The following is an 18166-nucleotide window of genomic DNA, read 5'->3' as shown; positions in this document are numbered from 1 at the left end:
AATTAGTATATTTTCGATCTTATCGTAACTTAAACACCAAAAAACTAAAAGAAGATGTTAAAAAAGTCATTTTTATACCGATTTGCAGAGCAATTTAATTCCAAGAAAATTTCACAACACGAAAAAAAACGCCCCACACCATAGCGGTATGAGGCGTTTTTTTAAATCAGGAAAAGAGAATGAATTAGGTCGATTTAAGACGTAACTCAGCTGCGCGGGCATGGGCAGTTAAGCCTTCACCATGCGCCAACGTGGCAGCGATTCGGCCAAGGCTATCCGCACCATCAGCAGACACACGAATCAAACTGCTGCGTTTTTGGAAATCATATACGCCTAATGGACTAGCAAAACGCGCGGTGCGACTAGTAGGGAGAACGTGATTAGGGCCTGCACAATAATCACCAAGCGACTCGGACGTAAAACATCCCATAAAAATCGCTCCAGCATGGCGCAGTTGATCGAGGTAGTGTTCAGGATGTTCTACCGACAACTCTAAATGCTCTGGTGCAATATAGTTAGCAATTTGGCAAGCTTCTTCTAACGAAGCCACTTCAATCATTGCCCCACGATTCTTCAAACTGGCTTCGATAATCGCTCGACGAGGCATGGTGGGTAATAAACGGGCAATGCTGGCCTCAACCTCGGAGAGGTAATTCGCATCAGGGCAAAGCAAAATCGCTTGGGCGATTTCATCGTGCTCGGCTTGGCTAAATAAATCCATCGCAATCCAGTCGGGATCGGTTTTGCCATCACAGATCACCAAAATTTCTGATGGTCCCGCAACCATATCAATCCCAACAATACCGAAGACACGGCGTTTTGCTGCTGCGACATAAGCATTTCCCGGCCCAGTGATTTTATCCACCGCAGGGATGGTTGCTGTGCCATAGGCCAAGGCAGCCACTGCTTGCGCGCCGCCAACAGTAAATGCCCGATCAACCCCCGCAATAAACGCCGCAGCCAACACCAAGTCATTACGCTCGCCACCCGGAGTGGGCACAACCATAATCACTTCACCCACACCAGCCACCTTGGCAGGGATAGCATTCATCAAGACAGAAGAAGGGTACGCGGCTTTTCCACCCGGCACATAAATCCCAACTCGATCAAGCGCAGTCACTTTTTGACCAAGGACAGTACCGTCTTCTTCGGTGTATTCCCAAGAGTGGGCCAGTTGATGCTTGTGATAGCGGCGCACACGACCTGCGGCTGCTTCCAATGCCGAACGGGTTTCTGCTGGCAATCGGGTAAAGGCTGCTTTGAGCTCATCGTGGCTAATTTCTAAATCAGCAGCTTGCGTCACCTGCACGCGGTCGAAACGGGCTGTGTATGCCAACAAAGCGGCATCGCCCTGTGTTTTAACAGCCTGAATGATGTCGGCTACTGCTGTATCAACCGCAGGATCTTGAGCCGTTTCGAAGTCTAACAACGCAGCCAACCGTTCTGAAAAGTTGGCTTCTCGGGAAGATAATTTCAACATAATGGGGCGCTATCTCGGATTGATTAAGAGAAAAAATCAGGATAAAGCGACTTTAATACCCAGTGCTAGCAAAACACCCCCTAGCACTCGGTCAACCGTGTGTTGCACACGCCGTAAAGCGCGTAATACCCAAGCTTGTTGGATCAGCAAGACCAATAGAGGCCAATAAACAATCCCCAACAAGAAGATGATAAGGGCAATTAAGATTTTTTCATGTAAAGAAGAATCGGGTTGCAACAGCTGAGTGAAAACACTGAAGAAAAATAACGTCACTTTAGGATTGAGAAGATTACACAACAACCCTTCGCTGAAAGCACGCCAAAATGGAACTTGTTGTTGTGTGTGGCCATTTTCATCCGTGACAGATGACACACCACCACGCGACAACAAGGCCTGCACACCAATCCAAATCAGATAGCCTGCACCAGCATATTTCAACAGATCAAACAGCCACGGCGTTTGCTGAATAATCAATACCAAACCAAGCACACAATAACTCATGTGCAGCGCAATACCCACGTTAATGCCTAAGGTGGTTGCTAATGCCGCCCGCCGTGAATAACGAGCAGCATTTTTCACCACAAGAAAAAAATCTGGCCCCGGGCTTAGCATCGCCAATAAGGCAATGACGCTAATGGTTAGAACGGTGTCCCATCCCATATTAGTTTTGGCTTTCTATTTTCACACCAGCAGCAAAGGCATCCATCACTGGGCGTAACGTGGCGTATTTCAATTTCAGCGCAGCTTGGTTTACCACTAAGCGCGAACTGATATCCAAAATATGTTCCACTGCCACCAAATCGTTGGCACGCAGGGTATTACCGGTTGATACCAAATCAACGATAGCATCAGCCAAGCCGACCAACGGCGCCAACTCCATCGAACCATATAGCTTAATCACATCCACATGCACGCCTTTTCGGGCGAAGTGTTCTCGGGCAATTTGTGGATATTTTGTTGCAACTCGCAAACGCGCCCCTTGTTGCACTGCGCTGTCGTAATCAAAGCCATTTTTAACCGCCACCATCATTCGACAACGGGCAATTTCAAGATCGAGCGGCTGATATAAACCTGCACCGCCATGTTCAATTAAAACGTCGCGTCCAGCAATGCCCAAATCCGCTGCACCATATTGCACATAAGTCGGCACATCACTGGCGCGGACAATAATCAGACGCACATCAGGTAGGTTGGTTTCAATAATCAGTTTGCGAGAAGATTCTGGGTCTTCTGTTGGCACAATACCCGCCGCCGCCAGCAGCGGTAGGGTTTCATCAAAAATTCGGCCCTTAGAAAGTGCAATCGTTAGCATGGGCACATCCATTAATTCAAAACGAAAAACAATAAAAAAAACGGCCCAGCTGAGGTCATCAGCTGGGTTGATCCTAATTTGCCCACACCACCACCTTAAACTTAGTCACGCTCCATCGCGCGACGTTCTCGTTCTAGCTGAGCAATATATTTTTGGATAATGGTTTGACCGCGCATTGATAGGTCTTTGAACTCACAGCCAACCCGTACTTGCACCGTATTATTGCGCTGCGGAATACGCAAAATATTGCGTACTTCGATCACAACGGGAACTGTACCGGCTTGTTTTAAGTCCAATGCCACATCAGAGTAAATCTGCGTCACATCAAATCCGGGTAAGTCTTCAGGCGTCACCAAAGACACCCCACCCAAACTGATGTCGTAGATCGGCAATGTCACCCCATTACCTTCGTCGTAGTCGTGGATGTTGCACATCACTGGACTGGCAATCGGGGTTCGAATGCGGAAATACTCGCGGCGCTGTAGTTTAATCAATGAGGTGGGTAGATTTGTCACGAAGGCGGGGGCACCTTCATACGTTGTCTCTTTAACCCGACCCACTGAGAACTGCGTCTTAACGCCTTCCGGCGCACAGACCAGCACGTTGCGTTCGCTCGTCAACAATAGCCGATTCATATTGCCGTCGGAACCCATGTCAAAAATCAGCAGATTTTGTCGGGTATCGACCGCCAGAAGACGAGTCAAAATAAACGATTTTCCATGATTGGAAAACACGGTCACCATTTGTCCTGCGTTGATAATTCGACGCAAGTGGTGGGCGATTTCCAATGAGGAAGTCAATGTATAGCGGGCGAGTTCCTCGCTCATCGGCAGAGGGGCGTTAGAGGCGTCGCCGGAAGGGGGGCTGATGTCTGTCACGTTGCAGGAATATCGCTCTGTGTTACGTTACAAAGAATCACTAAAGCAAAATTTATGCTTTATGTGAGCTCAAAACAAGACCTTTAGCGTACCGTAAGCACCTGCTTCAGGTCATGAACCAACACATCCGCCCCGCTGCCATACGTTACATAAGAACGCAGGCGGCCTGACGGATCGTAAATATATGCACCGGCGCTGTGGTCGATGGAATAATTACCACCAGCAACATCTCCGCGTTTTTCTGCCACCACCTTAAAGGCACGGCTTACCTCAGCGATTGCTGTTGCACTTCCGGTCAATCCAATAAAGCGCGGGTGAAATGAAGTGACATAAGCTTTCATGATGTCTGGAGTATCGCGTTTAGGGTCGACTGAGACAAATAACACAGTGACCTTTTCTGCATCATTTCCTAGACGATTCATCGCTTCTGCCATTTCAGCCAAAGTCGTCGGGCAAACGTCCGGACAGTGAATATATCCGAAAAACAAAACTATTGCTTGTCCATAGAAGTCTGAAAGACGTTTGGAATTACCATTATGGTCAATTAATGTAAAATCAGCACCGATTTTAGCATTACTGACATCTGTGCCTTTCAAATTGAGTGCAGGTGTTGTGGGTTGGCACGCTGCGACACCAACTAATAGCGCAGTTATGGCAAGCCATCGACATCCCATCGCAACCCAATTTTGCACGTTTTATCCTTCAGCTTAATTATGCGCAAGCACATAAGGCCGTATGATACATGGCACAGACAGCCATCGTCATTAACCTTGCTCAGACTTTGCAACAGAAAATGGGATTTCCTGCCACATTGGAACAGGTAAAGTCCGTTGTAGCGTCGCTAAATTCTCTTGATAAGCCAGTTGTTGCGGTACAACACGGTTCGCTATCCATCCTGCAAATGGCGCACCACGCTGCACAATCGCAGCTGCAGTCAAACGGGCATGATTGATACAACCCAAGCGCATACCAACCACCAATACCACCGGAATTGCCAAGGCAAGGGCTAAATCTGCCATATCCAATTCATCTGTCAAGGGTGCCAACCACCCCCCCGCACCTTCCACAACGACTACATCCGCCTGTGCAGCTAATTGTCGATAGCAATCAACCAAATGCTTGAGGTCAATTTGCACCCCCACCTCTCGTGCCGCCAAATGTGGCGAAATCGGCGAGGGAAAACAATAGGGGTTCAGCAAAGCACGGTCGGTTTGTCCGGTGGCGGCGATTAACCGTTCAACATCATCATTGCGCCAAATACCCTGTTCATCCTGCCATGCGCCTGAGGCAACCGGCTTCATGGCCGCCACCCGCAGACCTTGTTGTTGCCATTGTTGAATCAGTGTCACAGCAACATGAGTTTTACCAATTTCAGTATCCGTACCAGTGATGAAATAGGCTTGGTGCACAACGATTCTCCGCGTCAAGATATGCAAACAGGGCGTGGTAAACACCACGCCCTGTAGTTAGCGTACCACAGCCAAATTAAACAGCAGCGGCTTCAGACGATTTTTGTGGGTTGACTCGTTCACCTTTGCTGAGTTTGTTCAACGCAGACAAATAAGCTTTGGCACTTGCCACGATAATATCGGTATCCGCGCCTTGACCATTCACAATACGACCATCACGGGCCAAGCGCACAGTCACCTCACCTTGGCTATCGGTACCACTGGTGATTGCGTTAACCGAATACAGTTGCAATTCTGCCCCAGAGTTGGCCAGTGACTCGATCGCTTTGAACGCGGCATCCACAGGACCAGAACCAGTGGACTCAGCACGTTGTTCTTGTCCCCGTTCGTTGACAGTTAAGATAGCCAAAGGTGGTTCACCGGTTTCTGTGGCAACACGCAAAGACACCAGCTTGAAGTCTTCTTGTTGGTCGATGGTGGTGAGTTCATCACTGACCAAGGCTTGTAAATCTTCATCAAAAATCTCACGTTTGCGGTCGGCCAATTCTTTAAAGCGGGCAAACGCAGCGTTGAGTGCTTCTTCTGACTTCAATTCGACGCCCAGCTCTGCTAATTTCGTCTTAAAGGCATTACGGCCAGACAATTTGCCCAATGTCAAACGGTTGGTGCTCCAGCCCACCGACTCGGCACTCATGATTTCGTAGGTTTCGCGGTGTTTCAATACACCATCTTGGTGAATACCAGATTCATGCGAGAAGGCATTAGCGCCAACAATCGCCTTGTTGGGTTGCACCGGATACCCCGTGATAGTGGAAACCAATTTTGAAGTGGGAACAATTTGTGCAGCGTCGATGCCAGTGTGGACACCAAACACATCATGGCGAGTTTTCACTGCCATCACGATTTCTTCTAATGCCGCATTGCCAGCTCGTTCACCCAAACCATTGATCGTACACTCAACCTGTCGCGCCCCGCCTTGCACCGCTGCTAAGGAGTTGGCAACCGCCATGCCCAAGTCATTGTGGCAATGCGCCGACCAAATCACCCGATCCCCACCAGGGGTTTTACTAATCAACTCACGGAAAAAGGCTTCTGTGCGTGCAGGCGTCGAATAACCCACGGTATCCGGCACATTCAAGGTCGTGGCACCTGCTTCGATCACTGCCCCAAAGACGCGGGCCAAGAAATCGATTTCAGAACGCAACGCATCTTCAGCGGAAAATTCGACATCATCCGTATATTCACGGGCAATTTGCACCGCTTTCACCGCTGCCGCCACAACCTCGTCTTCGGTCATGCGCAGTTTCTTTTCCATGTGAATGGGGCTGGTTGCAATAAAGGTGTGAATTCGGCCCCGCGCAGCAGGTTTAATCGCTTCACCAGCGGCACGTACGTCACGCTCATTCGCACGTGCCAAAGAACAGACGGTGGACTGTTTAATCACCGAGGCAATCGCGTGGATCGACTCGGCATCCCCCGGGCTGGCAGCAGCAAAGCCCGCTTCAATCACATCAACACCCAGCTTTTCCAGTTGACGCGCAATACGGATTTTTTCTTCACGGGTCATAGAAGCGCCGGGGCTTTGTTCGCCGTCACGGAGGGTGGTATCAAAGATAACCAAACGCGTATTGCTGCTCATACTAGGAATGCTCCCCAAAGTCGTGGTTGGCTGCGAAGACGTAGCCAAATACCAGTTCAAATCAAAATGTCGTCCCTGTGCTGCGGCAAGTTGGGCAAGTTTTTGTAGCTGCGGTAGCGGCAGACTGCTGCGCTCACGCCATTTGTATACCGCTGCTCGTGAAACGGCCTCGTCCGGAAAATGCTGCTGCAGCGCATCAGCAAGTTGGCTTGGGCCGCCAAAATCAGCGATAAGACGTTTAATGTCTAATTGCATGATGGTTTGCCTCATCTAATGGGGTTACAGTACGTCAAATTAGACTTTTCGTCAATTAAATTCTTGCGGAGTCGTAAAAAAACCCGCACAAGGGCGGGTTTTTTAGATTTAATGTCTAATTTTGTCTAATCTTGTTTGTCGCTGACCTCGGGTTGATAGGGTTCGACTTTCTTGCGCCGCACCATACACCATAGGCTGTAGCCATACCCCGAGAGGCCATACAACACAAAAAAGCCGAATAACACCAGCGGGGGTTTTGAGACTAATAACAAGATGGCCAACACCAACAGCAACAATGCCATAAATGGCACTTTTTGCCGGACATTAATTTCTTTAAAACTGTAAAAGCGTGTATTGACCACCATCGATAAACCAGCAAAGGCGGTAAATCCCAAGGCCAACCACGCCAGCCAATCCACATCAACATGATATTCATGGCAAATCCACACCAAACCTGCTACTAAAGCGGCGGCAGCGGGGCTGGGTAGGCCAGTAAACCAGCGTTTATCCGCTGTCCCTACCATCGTGTTAAAACGGGCAAGCCGCAGGGCGGCACCTGCACAGTAAATAAAAGCCACCATCCAGCCCAATTTGCCCAAATCTTTTAATAGCCATTCATAGACAACGAGAGCAGGGGCCACACCAAAGCTGACCATATCGGAAAGGCTGTCAAATTCAGCGCCAAACGCGCTTTGGCTATGGGTTAAACGAGCCACCCGTCCATCTAGGCCATCTAGCACCATCGCGATAAAAATCGCCACAGCGGCCACCTCAAAGCGGTTGCTCATTGCTTGCACAATGGCATAAAAGCCTGAGAATAAAGCGGCAAGAGTGAATAAATTGGGAAGTAGGTAGATACCCTGCCGGCGCAGGGTCAGTTTTTCGGGCTTGTTGTAAGGTGCTTGCATAAGTTTCGCGGAAGGCGTAGGAAAAAATGCTGTGTCTGATGGATCAGGAAAAGTCCATAACCGTGCCACAGTCACACGCAATGTATCATCGTTTGCCGCTAAGGCGATAGCGATGTGCACGTCCTTTGCCATGCAACAAAGAAATATCAGATAGCCGCAATGACAAACGGGAGCCTAAGCTCCCGTTTCTTGCTGTCCAAACAAAGATTAGTTCTTCGATTGGTCAACCAGTTTGTTTTTCGCAATCCAAGGCATCATGGCGCGCAACTGAGCACCCACTTGTTCGATTGGATGATCAGCAGTCAAACGACGACGAGCGGTCATGCTTGGATAGTTGGTCTTGCCTTCGAGGATGAACATTTTCGCGTATTCGCCGGATTGAATGCGATACAGCGCTTTTTTCATCGCTTCTTTAGTCGCAGGGGTAATCACCTCAGGGCCAGTCACATACTCACCATACTCGGCATTGTTGGAGATGGAGTAGTTCATGTTGGCAATGCCACCTTCGTACATCAGGTCAACAATCAACTTCAGTTCGTGCAAGCACTCGAAGTAGGCCATTTCTGGTGCATAACCGGCTTCAACCAAGGTTTCAAAGCCCGCTTTGACCAATTCCACTGCACCACCGCACAACACAGCTTGTTCGCCGAACAAGTCGGTTTCGGTTTCTTCACGGAAGTTAGTTTCGATCACGCCACCTTTGGTACCACCGTTCGCAGCAGCATACGACAGAGCGATATCGCGAGCCTTGCCAGAATGATCTTGATAAACAGCGATCAGGGTTGGCACACCACCGCCTTTGACATATTCAGAACGCACGGTATGACCTGGGCCTTTTGGTGCGACCATGATCACGTCCACGTCTGTTGGTGGCACGATTTGGTTGTAGTGAATGTTGAAACCATGAGCGAATGCCAATGCCGCCCCTTTTTTCAGGTTCGGAGCAATGTCATTGCGATACACATCAGGCTGCGATTCATCAGGCAACAGAATCATCACCACATCAGCTTTTTTCACTGCATCAGCCACTTCTTTCACTTTGTGGCCAGCGGCTTCTGCTTTTTTCCACGAAGCGCCGTCTTTACGCAGACCAACGGTTACTTCCACGCCGGAATCTTTCAAGTTTTGTGCGTGGGCATGGCCTTGTGAACCGTAGCCAATGATGGCCACTTTTTTGTCTTTGATGATCGACAGATCGGCGTCTTTATCGTAGTAAACCTTCATGCTATCTCCAGAGCGGGATGAGGCGTGCACAGTGTTGGCGCCACATCCCAAGTGTTAAGGGGTTAAAGCAAGGCAATAGTGTGCCTTAGATTTTCAAAATGCGCTCGCCACGACCAATACCCGAGGCACCGGTACGCACGGTTTCTAGAATCACAGTGCGGTCGAGTGCTTCGATAAAGGCGCCGAGTTTTTCACTGGTACCGGTGAGCTCGATGGTATAGGTTTTTTCCGTCACATCGATGATGCGGCCACGGAAAATATCCGCCATCCGCTTCATTTCTTCGCGGTCTTTACCAGTCGCACGCACTTTAATCAGCATCATCTCGCGTTCGATGTGATCCGATTCGTTCAGATCAATCACCTTCACCACTTCAATCAGCTTATTGAGCTGTTTTGTGATTTGTTCAATCACATCATCAGAACCGTGAGTGACAATGGTCATCCGGCTGAGCGTTGCGTCTTCCGTGGTGGAAACGGTCAGGGAGTCGATGTTATAGCCACGAGCGGAAAACAACCCCACCACGCGGGACAAGGCACCGGCTTCGTTTTCAATCAAAATGGAAAGAATGTGTCGCATTGTGAAGGCCTTTGCTTAGCACAGATTACCGTAGTCGCGGTCACCATCACCGCCACCGTTATTGCGCATATGCGGAGGCAAGTCCATTTCGTCCAACCCTTTGCCATTACCAACCATTGGGAAGACGTTAACTTTTTGATCCGTCATAAAGTCAAAGAACACCAAACGTTCTTTGTACTTGCTGCTAAAGAATTCTTTCAACACCGGTTCAACATCGGCCGGTTTTTCAACACGAACCCCGACATGGCCATAAGCTTCTGCCAACTTCACAAAATCGGGCAGCGCATCCATGTAAGATTCCGAGTAGCGATTGCCGTAGAAGAATTCTTGCCACTGCCGCACCATGCCTAAATAGCGATTATTCAGGTTCACAATTTTCACAGGGGTGTGATATTGCTTGCAGGTGGACAATTCTTGAATGTTCATTTGAATCGAGGCTTCACCAGTAATACATGCCACTGTCGCCTCTGGATTGGCCAACTGAGCCCCCATGGCAGCAGGCAGACCAAAGCCCATCGTGCCTAAACCACCGGAGTTAATCCACTGTTTGGGTCGATCAAACTTGTAGTATTGCGCAGCAAACATCTGATGCTGACCGACATCAGACGTAATGATGGCTTGGCCATGGGTCACTTCCCACAGTTTTTCCACCACATATTGCGGTTTGATAATCTCTTGGTCTTGCACATACAACAACGAATTGGGCTTACGCCATTCTTCAATCTGTTGCCACCACGCTTCCAAAGCGATGGAGTCGATGTGGACATTGGTTTGACGAATCAAAGCCAACATTTCATGCAGCACGTCTTTCACATTGCCGACGATAGGAATATCGACTTTAACGCGCTTAGCAATAGAACTCGGGTCGATATCGATATGAATGATTTTCTTAGGTACGGCCAAGAATTTTTCTGGCACCGACACCACACGATCATCAAAACGCGCACCAACGGCAATCAGCACATCACAGTTTTGCATCGCCATGTTGGCTTCATAGGTACCGTGCATCCCCAACATACCGACAAATTGACGGTCGGTAGCAGGATAGGCGCCCAAGCCCATCAAGGTGTTGGTACAAGGTGCATTCAACAGGCGCACTAAGTCGCGGACTTCTTCGCACGCATCAGCCAATACCGCACCACCACCCACATAGATAAATGGACGTTTGGCTTCGCTGATTAAGCTGACTGCTTTGCGAATTTGGCCGGGATGACCACGACCAGCGGGAACGTAAGAACGAATGCTGACCGATTCTGGATAGTTGAACTCAGTCATCGCCTGAGTCACATCTTTTGGAATATCAATCACCACCGGACCAGGACGGCCGGTTTGCGCGATATAGAAAGCCTTTTTAAAGGTTTCTGCCAATTCATTGACATCACGCACTAAGAAATTGTGTTTGACGCATGGACGGGTAATCCCAACCATGTCCACTTCTTGGAAGGCATCTAAACCAATCGCGGGAGTGGCCACTTGGCCGGAAATCACCACCATCGGAATCGAGTCTAAATAAGCTGTTGCAATCCCTGTGACCGCATTTGTCGCACCTGGGCCTGAGGTGACCAGCGCAACCCCAACCTTTTTGCTGGAACGCGAATACCCATCAGCAGCATGGACAGCTGCCTGTTCATGCCGAACCAACACATGCTTGAATTTATCTTGTTGGAAAATCGCGTCATAAATTTCCAGCACTGCGCCGCCTGGGTAGCCGAAAACAAATTCGACGCCCTCTTCTTGAAGGCAGCGCGCAACGATTTCCGCGCCCGAGATCTTCATGATGTATACGTGAAACCACAGTCTAGTGAGACTGGGGAGGCGAGACGCAGACCGTATATTGCCTGTGCCTTGGCCGATAATGCCTCTGTCACGTTTTCCTTTCGTCTTTGGCCAAAGGGTTAATCCGAATAGTCAAGAAGTGTGCGGCATTTCACCGCGCTGGACGATATTGGTCGTCTACAAGATTCGCACGTGCCGGTTAGGGGCGAATATAGGTGGGTCAACCGAACAGGGGTCGGGTCGCGTCCACAGCCCTGATGGGGCCGTGGCGGATTGACGCCAGCCTTGAGATTGGGTAGTCCACAGATTCTATCTGCTGCGGACAGGCGAAGGTAGCCTATATGACAAAACTCGGTCAAGATTTTTGTGCGCGTGCAGCATCAAAATCTGTTCTGGCATCGGGCGAATAGATTGCACCGCGAGTTTTTGCAAACCCCGTTAAAATGCGACCTTCTTTTTCATAAGCCGATTTGAAAGTAGGGCAATGGAACAAAACATCACCATGGCAGGAATCTGGCGGCGGTTGGGCAGTCTGCTGTATGAAGTGCTGCTGTTATCAGCATTGATTTTATTTGCGGGGGTGGCTTTTCAACCGTTGTTTGCTTGGTTAGGTCAAGAGACTTGGTTGGAGTGGGTGTTTCGACTGTACTTATTAGCCGTGTTGTATGGCTATTTTACTTGGTGCTGGCGTCGTGGTGGGCAGACCCTTGCCATGAAGACATGGCGTTTACGATTACAGCGACAAGACGGCTATCCCATCGATATCAAAACAGCCGGCCTCCGCTTTGCGATTGCAGCGATTTTATTGATTGGAATTCCGGCGATATCGTATTTAGGTTGGAAAACACGATTGCCGTTTAAGTCAGCCGTGTTTGCTGCGTTGAGTTGGTGGGCGTTGCCCTATTTATGGAGTGTGTGGGACAAAGACAGACTGTTTTTGCATGATCGTTTGGCCGGAACTGTACAGATGTACGAGCCCCGCCCACCCCGACCTCCACGGCGTTAAGACCAAGCGTGTTGCACCAGCAAAAGCAGGCACGACACCCTCAGTTTATCCAACGCCATGCTTGTTGATACCCGTTTTAATGACTGCCAGTCGAACCAAAACCGCCTTCACCTCGCTCGCTTGCCGCAAAATCATCCACCATACGGAATTCTGCTTGCATCACCGGCACAATCACTAGCTGTGCAATTCGCTCTAACACTTGGATGGTGTACGGTGCCGAACCTCGATTCCACACCGACACCATCAATTGCCCTTGATAGTCAGAGTCAATCAATCCGACCAAGTTACCCAAGACAATGCCATGCTTATGCCCCAAACCAGAACGCGGCAAAATCATCGCTGCATATCTCGGATCGGCGAGATGAATCGCCAGTCCAGTGGGTATCAACGCCGTTTCCCCTGCGGCTAATACCAAGGGTTGTTCTATCGCGGCACGTAAATCCAAACCGGCAGACCCTGTTGTTGCATAGGCCGGCGGAGTATCGTGCAAACGGGCATCTAAAATTTTGACATCCACTTCTAAAGTCATGGTATTTCCTTAATGTTGTGAAGTAGCAGGTAACATCTGTGCAATGTGCTGCACAATCGCCCATGCCACCTCTGATTTTTCCATGCGTGGCATCGGATGTTGGCCTGCATCATCTAACAGCACAATTTCATTATCATCAGCTCCCATCGCAGTCTGCGCTAAATTCGCCACCAACAACGGTAACTTTTTCCGTTGTCGTTTCGCTTCGGCAAATTCCAAGACATTACGGCTCTCTGCGGCAAAACCCACACAAAAAGGCGCATCAGGGCGGGCGGCGATGGTAGCTAAAATATCGGGGTTTTCAAGCAAACTCAGGGTGGGTACACCCTCATGCTGTTTTTTGATTTTGTGCTCGTGGTACTCGGCAGGGCGATAATCTGCAACGGCAGCCACCGAAATAAACACATCTTGTCCTGCTAACGACTGTTCCACTGCGGCTAACATCTCACGAGCTTGCCGGACAGCAAGCGTATGCACCCCAACGGGCTCGGTTAACGCCGTTGGGCCAGACACTAATGTGACTTCGGCCCCCGCATCACGACAGGCACGCGCCAAGGCATACCCCATCTTACCGGAGCTGATATTGGTAATACCACGGACAGGATCGATTGGCTCAAAAGTCGGGCCGGCGGTTAACAACACCTTTTTTCCCGCCAAGATTTTAGGTTGATGACAACCTTGCAACAGATCGAACAGCTGGGCGGCTTCTAACATACGCCCATCCCCCACTTCACCGCAGGCTTGTTCACCATGAGCAGGCCCAAACACTTGCACGCCATCTGCTCGTAACTGTTGCACATTACGTTGATTGGGTGGGTTTTCCCACATCTGACGGTTCATTGCCGGTGCTACAACCAATGGGCAAGTGCGCGCCGCCGCCAGTGTCGAAATCAAATCATCACAGCGTCCCTGTGCCAAACGCGCTAAACAATCAGCAGTGGCCGGTGCAATTAAAAACACATCGGCTTGGCGACTCAGCTCAATATGGGCCATTGCATTCTCTGGCCGTGCATCCCATACATCGGTAAAGACCGGATGTCCCGACAATGCTTGAAAAGTGGTTGGGCTGATAAAATGGGTTGCCGCCTCGCTCATCACCACCCGGACCTGATGCCCTGCCTTCACTAATAAGCGCACCAACTCACAGCTTTTATAAGCGGCAATTCCGCCGGTCACACCAATCAAATAAGACCTTGCCATATTGCACCCCTATTTCTGACATCAAAAAGAAGTCGATTCTAACGCAGCTATTTTGTGCTGATGAGGACTATTGATTTTGTATAGCCAATCACCAAATCTATTATTTGGCATCATCCGTTTGAATTGATGTGGTGATTGTCTTAACTTTATTGGTACAATTAAAAAGTTTGCGCTATTGCGCTTTAAGGCCTGTGATTTCTCATGATTGTGATGCGTCGAATTTCTCTGTCTCTGGGTATAGCGGCTACGGCTCTGATGCTCTGTGTCACGCCTGCGCATGCTGATGAATCAGCAGAAATTGATAAATTGTTGCGGCAGGGGCAAACCGCTCAAGCATTACAACGCGCTAATCAATGGCTGACACAACATCCAAAAGATTTAAAAGTTCGTTTTCGTAAGGGCGTTATTTTAGCCGACCAAGGCCGCTTAAATGAGGCGATTCTACAATTTGCTGAATTAAGCCGCGATCATCCTAACTTGGCCGAGGCACGCAATAATTTAGCCGTGTTGTATGCCGCACGTGGTGAATTTGATAAAGCACAACGCGAATTAGAACAAGCTATTGCCTCTCATCCCGCCTATGCCACAGCACACCGCAATTTAGGTGATCTCTATGAACGGATGGCTAAACAGGCTTACGATAAAGCGTTAAACCTCAATAAAACAGCCCCCTCAGCCACAGAAAATAATTTATCGCGGTTGGCATTGATGCGTGGGTTAGCCAGTGAAAGCAACCCTCCACAAATCGCACGTTTGGCCGCTGCCACGCCAACACCTGCCGCCACTCCACCAGCGAATAAAACTGTTGTAACACCGCCCCCGACCACCACGCCAAGTACAACGGTCAATAATCTGGCGCCATTACTGAAATCACCGCCTGCCCCACCTGCCACGGCAAAAGCTGAAGCGCCTGCAGTAAAAGCAGAACCCGCGAAGACCGAACCTGCCAAAGTTGAACCTAAACCCACAGCAGTAAAACCGAGTGCAGAACCTGCTACTCCACCCGTCAATGCCGCACAGCAAGCAGAAGAGCAAGCTGCGATTGCTGCATTAAAAGCATGGGCAGACGCATGGGCGGCAAAAGATGTGAATCGTTATTTAACTTTCTATGCCCCAGCGTTCCGTACGCCCAAAGGTGAAAGTCGTTCGGCATGGGAGGCCAGTCGGCGGGTAAGAATTGATAAACCAGGGCAAATAGAAGTTGAAATTTTGCAACCTGTCGCGAAAACTATTACAAAAGACCAAGTTGAAATTCGTTTCCGTCAACGCTATCGCTCATCCACTTTCTCTGCCAACAGTGCAAAATCGGTGCTGATGACTCGTCAGGCTGGAAAATGGCAGATTCTTGAAGAATCCGTAGGACGCTAATGTTGAGAATTGCCCCTCTTATCCATTTCTTTGTCTTGCTGTGGATTGCGGTCTTTGCCGCGCCGGTTGGCTCGATGAGCGCGTTGCCAATGGATGTTATCCGCACCATACGCGAAGAACCCAACTTGCAAGGCGAAGGTAGCTCGAGCAATCTCGAAGCGCTGGTGGTGCAAAGCCTAAAATCCATTCGGCAACAACGGTTTGATGATGCACTTGATCTAATCGATCGGGCATTAGATATCAACCCTTCTTTCCGCTTGGCGCAAATGATTAAGGGCGATTTGTTGCTGGCGCGGGCGCGTCCATTAGAAAGTTTGGGAAATGTCAGCGATGCCCCACCCGACGCAGTAGAAGACCTGCGGCGTGAAGCATTTGTGCGGCTCGCACGTTACGAGGCCCCGCCTCCCGTCAACTTGGTCCCCGATGCACTGTTAGAACTGTCACCTCAACAAAAATATGCAGTATTGGTTGATACAGGTCGCTCCCGCGTCTATCTGTTTGAAAATCGCGATGGCAACCCACGCTATATCAGTGATTACTACGTCACCATCGGTAAGTTAGGGACAGAAAAACAAAAAGAGGGCGATAAACGTACCCCTTTAGGGGTTTACCATGTCACCCGCAGCCTCGACCCCGATACCCTGCCTGATCTGTATGGCGATGGTGCCTACCCTATCAATTACCCCAATGCGCTCGACCGTAAATTTGGCCGCACTGGATATGGGATTTGGTTGCACGGTTCGCCCAGCGATACTTACAGCCGTCCACCACAGGCCAGTGATGGCTGTGTTGTCCTGACCAATCCTGACATCGTCGATCTCGGAAAACGCATCCAAGTTGGTTTTACACCGGTGGTAATTGCCCCAAAAGTCAACTGGGTCAAAATGTCCGAACGTGAGATTTTGCGCCGTGAGTTACAAGAGCAAATTGAAACATGGCGCCAAGATTGGGAAAGTCGTGATATGGGACGTTATTTGTCGCATTATGCCGACCAGTTCTGGAGTGATGACGGCAATTTCAGCCAATGGCGCGAACAAAAACAACGGGTCAACCAAGGGAAATCGTGGGTTAAAGTTGAACTCAGCAATCTGAGCATTCTCCGCTATCCAGCAGCACAACCGATGGTTGAAGTAAGCTTTGACCAAAATTATCAAAGTAACAACCTCAAACAGGTAACTCGCAAACGTCAGTATTGGGTGAAACAAGATCAAGACTGGAAGATTGTTTATGAGGGCGCTGGTTAAACTCAACCCTCAACCCCATCAGACAAACGGCCCGCCATCGCGAGCCGTTTTTTTATGCTCAACTTACTGCGTTTATTTCTTCACTTGGGCTTGTGCTGCAGCAGGTGTTGCCGCAGGGGTGGCGGCAGCCGGTTTAACAGCGGCAGGTGCTGCGGCAGGTTTGCCCACGGACAGTTCAGCCTTCATTTTCTCAATGGATTTTTTCCCAAAGCCATCTACTTTTTCCAAGTCTTCGAGGCTTTTGAAAGGACCATTTTTGCTGCGGTAGTCAATAATCGCTTTTGCTTTCGCTGGCCCAATCCCTGTCACGCTTTCTAACTGTGCTTGGTTAGCGGTGTTGAGATCAACAGCGGCCCAAGCGGACTGAAAAGCGCATGCGGCAACCAGCATCAAAAACCATTTTTTCACGATGTACTCCTCAAAAATGCCATTCATAAACTGAACAGTGGACAAACGGGATGAATTGCAATACACATCATGCCCAAGGCGTAATTTAGCGTTTAGGACGATGTTTTGCAATCCTTATTGCATGATAAATTCCAAAACAATCTTTGATCCAATATAACCCAACAACAACACCACACTACCGCCGAGTGTCCATTGAGCAGCATAGCGACCACGCCAGCCATAACGCACACGACCAGCCAATAGCGTGGCAAAAGTCAGCCATGCACAAAGTGATAAGACATTTTTATGATTGAAGGTAAACGGGCGATGGAAAATATATTCAGAAAACAGCGCCCCAGACAGCACGGTAAGGCTGAGTAAGAAAAACCCGCTCCACAACACACGGAATAACAGCTTTTCCAGTGTTAACAGCGGCGGGACGTGTTGTAAAAACCGCATACCACGTTTTTGATGCAACAGTCGCTCTACCGTCAACATCAATACAGCTAACAACGCCGCAAGGGTAAACAGGCTATAAGCAAATAGCGCCACTAAGACATGCAAGGCAAAAGGCAGCGAGGGGGTTAGGTGGGGGAGGGGAGCCGCAGGCAGGACAATCCCCAACAACACACCAAGGGCTGCGGACAGAAACAACAGAATCTGCACCCCTTCAAGGCGGTGGAAGAATGCTGTCACCCAATAAATCAATACCACTAACCACATCACTAATGAAATCGATTGGCCCACGCCAAGGTGCATCCACCAACTTTCATCACCGGCACCAAGACTCAGCGCATGACTGAACAATGCCGCCGCTAAAGTGGTTTGTTCGGCCAGCCGCATACTGGCGGTCAGCGGTTGGCGTTGTCCTTGCCAGCGGACAAAAAAGTAGCGGCTCATTAAGAGATATAACAAGGCTGCCGCAGCAGCCAACAAGGTAAAAGCAGAAAAAGGCATAGTGACAACCAGCAGCC

At 49.4% G+C, this 18166-nt stretch carries 18 protein-coding genes; 3 read left to right on the top strand and 15 right to left on the bottom strand.

From position 1 onward, the window contains the following. Positions 1-184: 184 nt before the first annotated feature. From hisD to ilvB, 11 genes are all read right to left on the bottom strand, one after another. Positions 185-1480 (bottom strand): histidinol dehydrogenase, encoded by a 1296-nt coding sequence (gene hisD, locus ACYVJG_RS06255; RefSeq protein WP_460430291.1) that lies wholly within the window; start codon positions 1478-1480, stop codon positions 185-187. A gap of 36 nt (positions 1481-1516) precedes the next feature. Then, complete coding sequence (locus tag ACYVJG_RS06250) at positions 1517-2140, bottom strand: LysE family translocator (protein WP_022653751.1); 624 nt, start codon at positions 2138-2140, stop codon at positions 1517-1519. Position 2141: 1 nt separating this feature from the next. Then, positions 2142-2792 carry an ATP phosphoribosyltransferase gene (hisG, locus tag ACYVJG_RS06245; RefSeq protein ID WP_027405257.1) on the bottom strand — a complete coding sequence of 217 codons (651 nt, stop codon included), beginning with the start codon at positions 2790-2792 and terminating at the stop codon, positions 2142-2144. A gap of 101 nt (positions 2793-2893) precedes the next feature. Next, entirely contained in the window at positions 2894-3619 is a 726-nt protein-coding gene (locus ACYVJG_RS06240) for a flagellar brake protein (RefSeq protein WP_460430290.1), read from the bottom strand. A 134-nt stretch (positions 3620-3753) separates the two neighbouring features. After that, positions 3754-4362: an SCO family protein gene (locus ACYVJG_RS06235; protein ID WP_460430289.1), complete on the bottom strand. Its 609-nt coding sequence runs from the start codon at positions 4360-4362 to the stop codon at positions 3754-3756. A gap of 72 nt (positions 4363-4434) precedes the next feature. Next, positions 4435-5079, bottom strand: coding sequence for a dethiobiotin synthase (gene bioD / locus ACYVJG_RS06230; RefSeq protein ID WP_460430288.1), 645 nt, complete (start codon positions 5077-5079; stop codon positions 4435-4437). Between the two features lie 76 nt (positions 5080-5155). Then, positions 5156-6973 carry a 2-isopropylmalate synthase gene (locus ACYVJG_RS06225; RefSeq protein WP_022653756.1) on the bottom strand — a complete coding sequence of 606 codons (1818 nt, stop codon included), beginning with the start codon at positions 6971-6973 and terminating at the stop codon, positions 5156-5158. Positions 6974-7098: 125 nt separating this feature from the next. Then, on the bottom strand, positions 7099-7881 hold the full coding sequence (pssA, locus tag ACYVJG_RS06220; protein WP_027405259.1) for a CDP-diacylglycerol--serine O-phosphatidyltransferase: 783 nt from the start codon (positions 7879-7881) through the stop codon (positions 7099-7101). 207 nt (positions 7882-8088) lie between these two features. After that, positions 8089-9105 carry a ketol-acid reductoisomerase gene (gene ilvC, locus ACYVJG_RS06215; protein WP_460430287.1) on the bottom strand — a complete coding sequence of 339 codons (1017 nt, stop codon included), beginning with the start codon at positions 9103-9105 and terminating at the stop codon, positions 8089-8091. Between the two features lie 85 nt (positions 9106-9190). Further along, positions 9191-9682 (bottom strand): acetolactate synthase small subunit, encoded by a 492-nt coding sequence (ilvN, locus tag ACYVJG_RS06210; protein WP_022653759.1) that lies wholly within the window; start codon positions 9680-9682, stop codon positions 9191-9193. Between the two features lie 15 nt (positions 9683-9697). Next, entirely contained in the window at positions 9698-11458 is a 1761-nt protein-coding gene (ilvB, locus tag ACYVJG_RS06205) for a biosynthetic-type acetolactate synthase large subunit (RefSeq protein WP_460430286.1), read from the bottom strand. Between the two features lie 502 nt (positions 11459-11960). Here ilvB and ACYVJG_RS06200 point away from each other — a divergent pair. Next, positions 11961-12464, top strand: a complete 504-nt coding sequence (locus ACYVJG_RS06200; RefSeq protein WP_460430285.1) for an RDD family protein — start codon at positions 11961-11963, stop codon at positions 12462-12464. Positions 12465-12540: 76 nt separating this feature from the next. Here the strand turns inward: ACYVJG_RS06200 and dut are convergent, their stop codons facing one another. Both dut and coaBC read right to left on the bottom strand, forming a co-directional pair. Further along, entirely contained in the window at positions 12541-12993 is a 453-nt protein-coding gene (dut, locus tag ACYVJG_RS06195) for a dUTP diphosphatase (RefSeq protein WP_460430284.1), read from the bottom strand. 9 nt (positions 12994-13002) lie between these two features. Then, positions 13003-14193 carry a bifunctional phosphopantothenoylcysteine decarboxylase/phosphopantothenate--cysteine ligase CoaBC gene (gene coaBC / locus ACYVJG_RS06190; protein WP_460430283.1) on the bottom strand — a complete coding sequence of 397 codons (1191 nt, stop codon included), beginning with the start codon at positions 14191-14193 and terminating at the stop codon, positions 13003-13005. Positions 14194-14448: 255 nt separating this feature from the next. Here coaBC and ACYVJG_RS06185 point away from each other — a divergent pair, with 255 nt between their 5' ends. Both ACYVJG_RS06185 and ACYVJG_RS06180 read left to right on the top strand, forming a co-directional pair. Continuing rightward, positions 14449-15561 (top strand): L,D-transpeptidase Cds6 family protein, encoded by a 1113-nt coding sequence (locus ACYVJG_RS06185; protein ID WP_460430282.1) that lies wholly within the window; start codon positions 14449-14451, stop codon positions 15559-15561. Next, entirely contained in the window at positions 15561-16805 is a 1245-nt protein-coding gene (locus ACYVJG_RS06180; RefSeq protein WP_460430281.1) for a L,D-transpeptidase family protein, read from the top strand. Before ACYVJG_RS06185 ends, ACYVJG_RS06180 begins: the two co-directional genes overlap by 1 nt. Positions 16806-16877: 72 nt before the next feature. Here ACYVJG_RS06180 and ACYVJG_RS06175 read toward each other — a convergent pair whose 3' ends face one another. Together ACYVJG_RS06175 and ACYVJG_RS06170 are read right to left on the bottom strand one after the other, a co-directional pair. Continuing rightward, on the bottom strand, positions 16878-17213 hold the full coding sequence (locus ACYVJG_RS06175) for a ComEA family DNA-binding protein (RefSeq protein ID WP_460430280.1): 336 nt from the start codon (positions 17211-17213) through the stop codon (positions 16878-16880). A gap of 114 nt (positions 17214-17327) precedes the next feature. Next, complete coding sequence (locus ACYVJG_RS06170) at positions 17328-18149, bottom strand: cytochrome C assembly family protein (RefSeq protein WP_460430279.1); 822 nt, start codon at positions 18147-18149, stop codon at positions 17328-17330. Between the last annotated feature and the right edge of the window lie 17 nt (positions 18150-18166).

This window comes from Aquaspirillum soli, from assembly GCF_054781915.1.
This window is presented reverse-complemented; position numbering and strand designations above follow the sequence as displayed.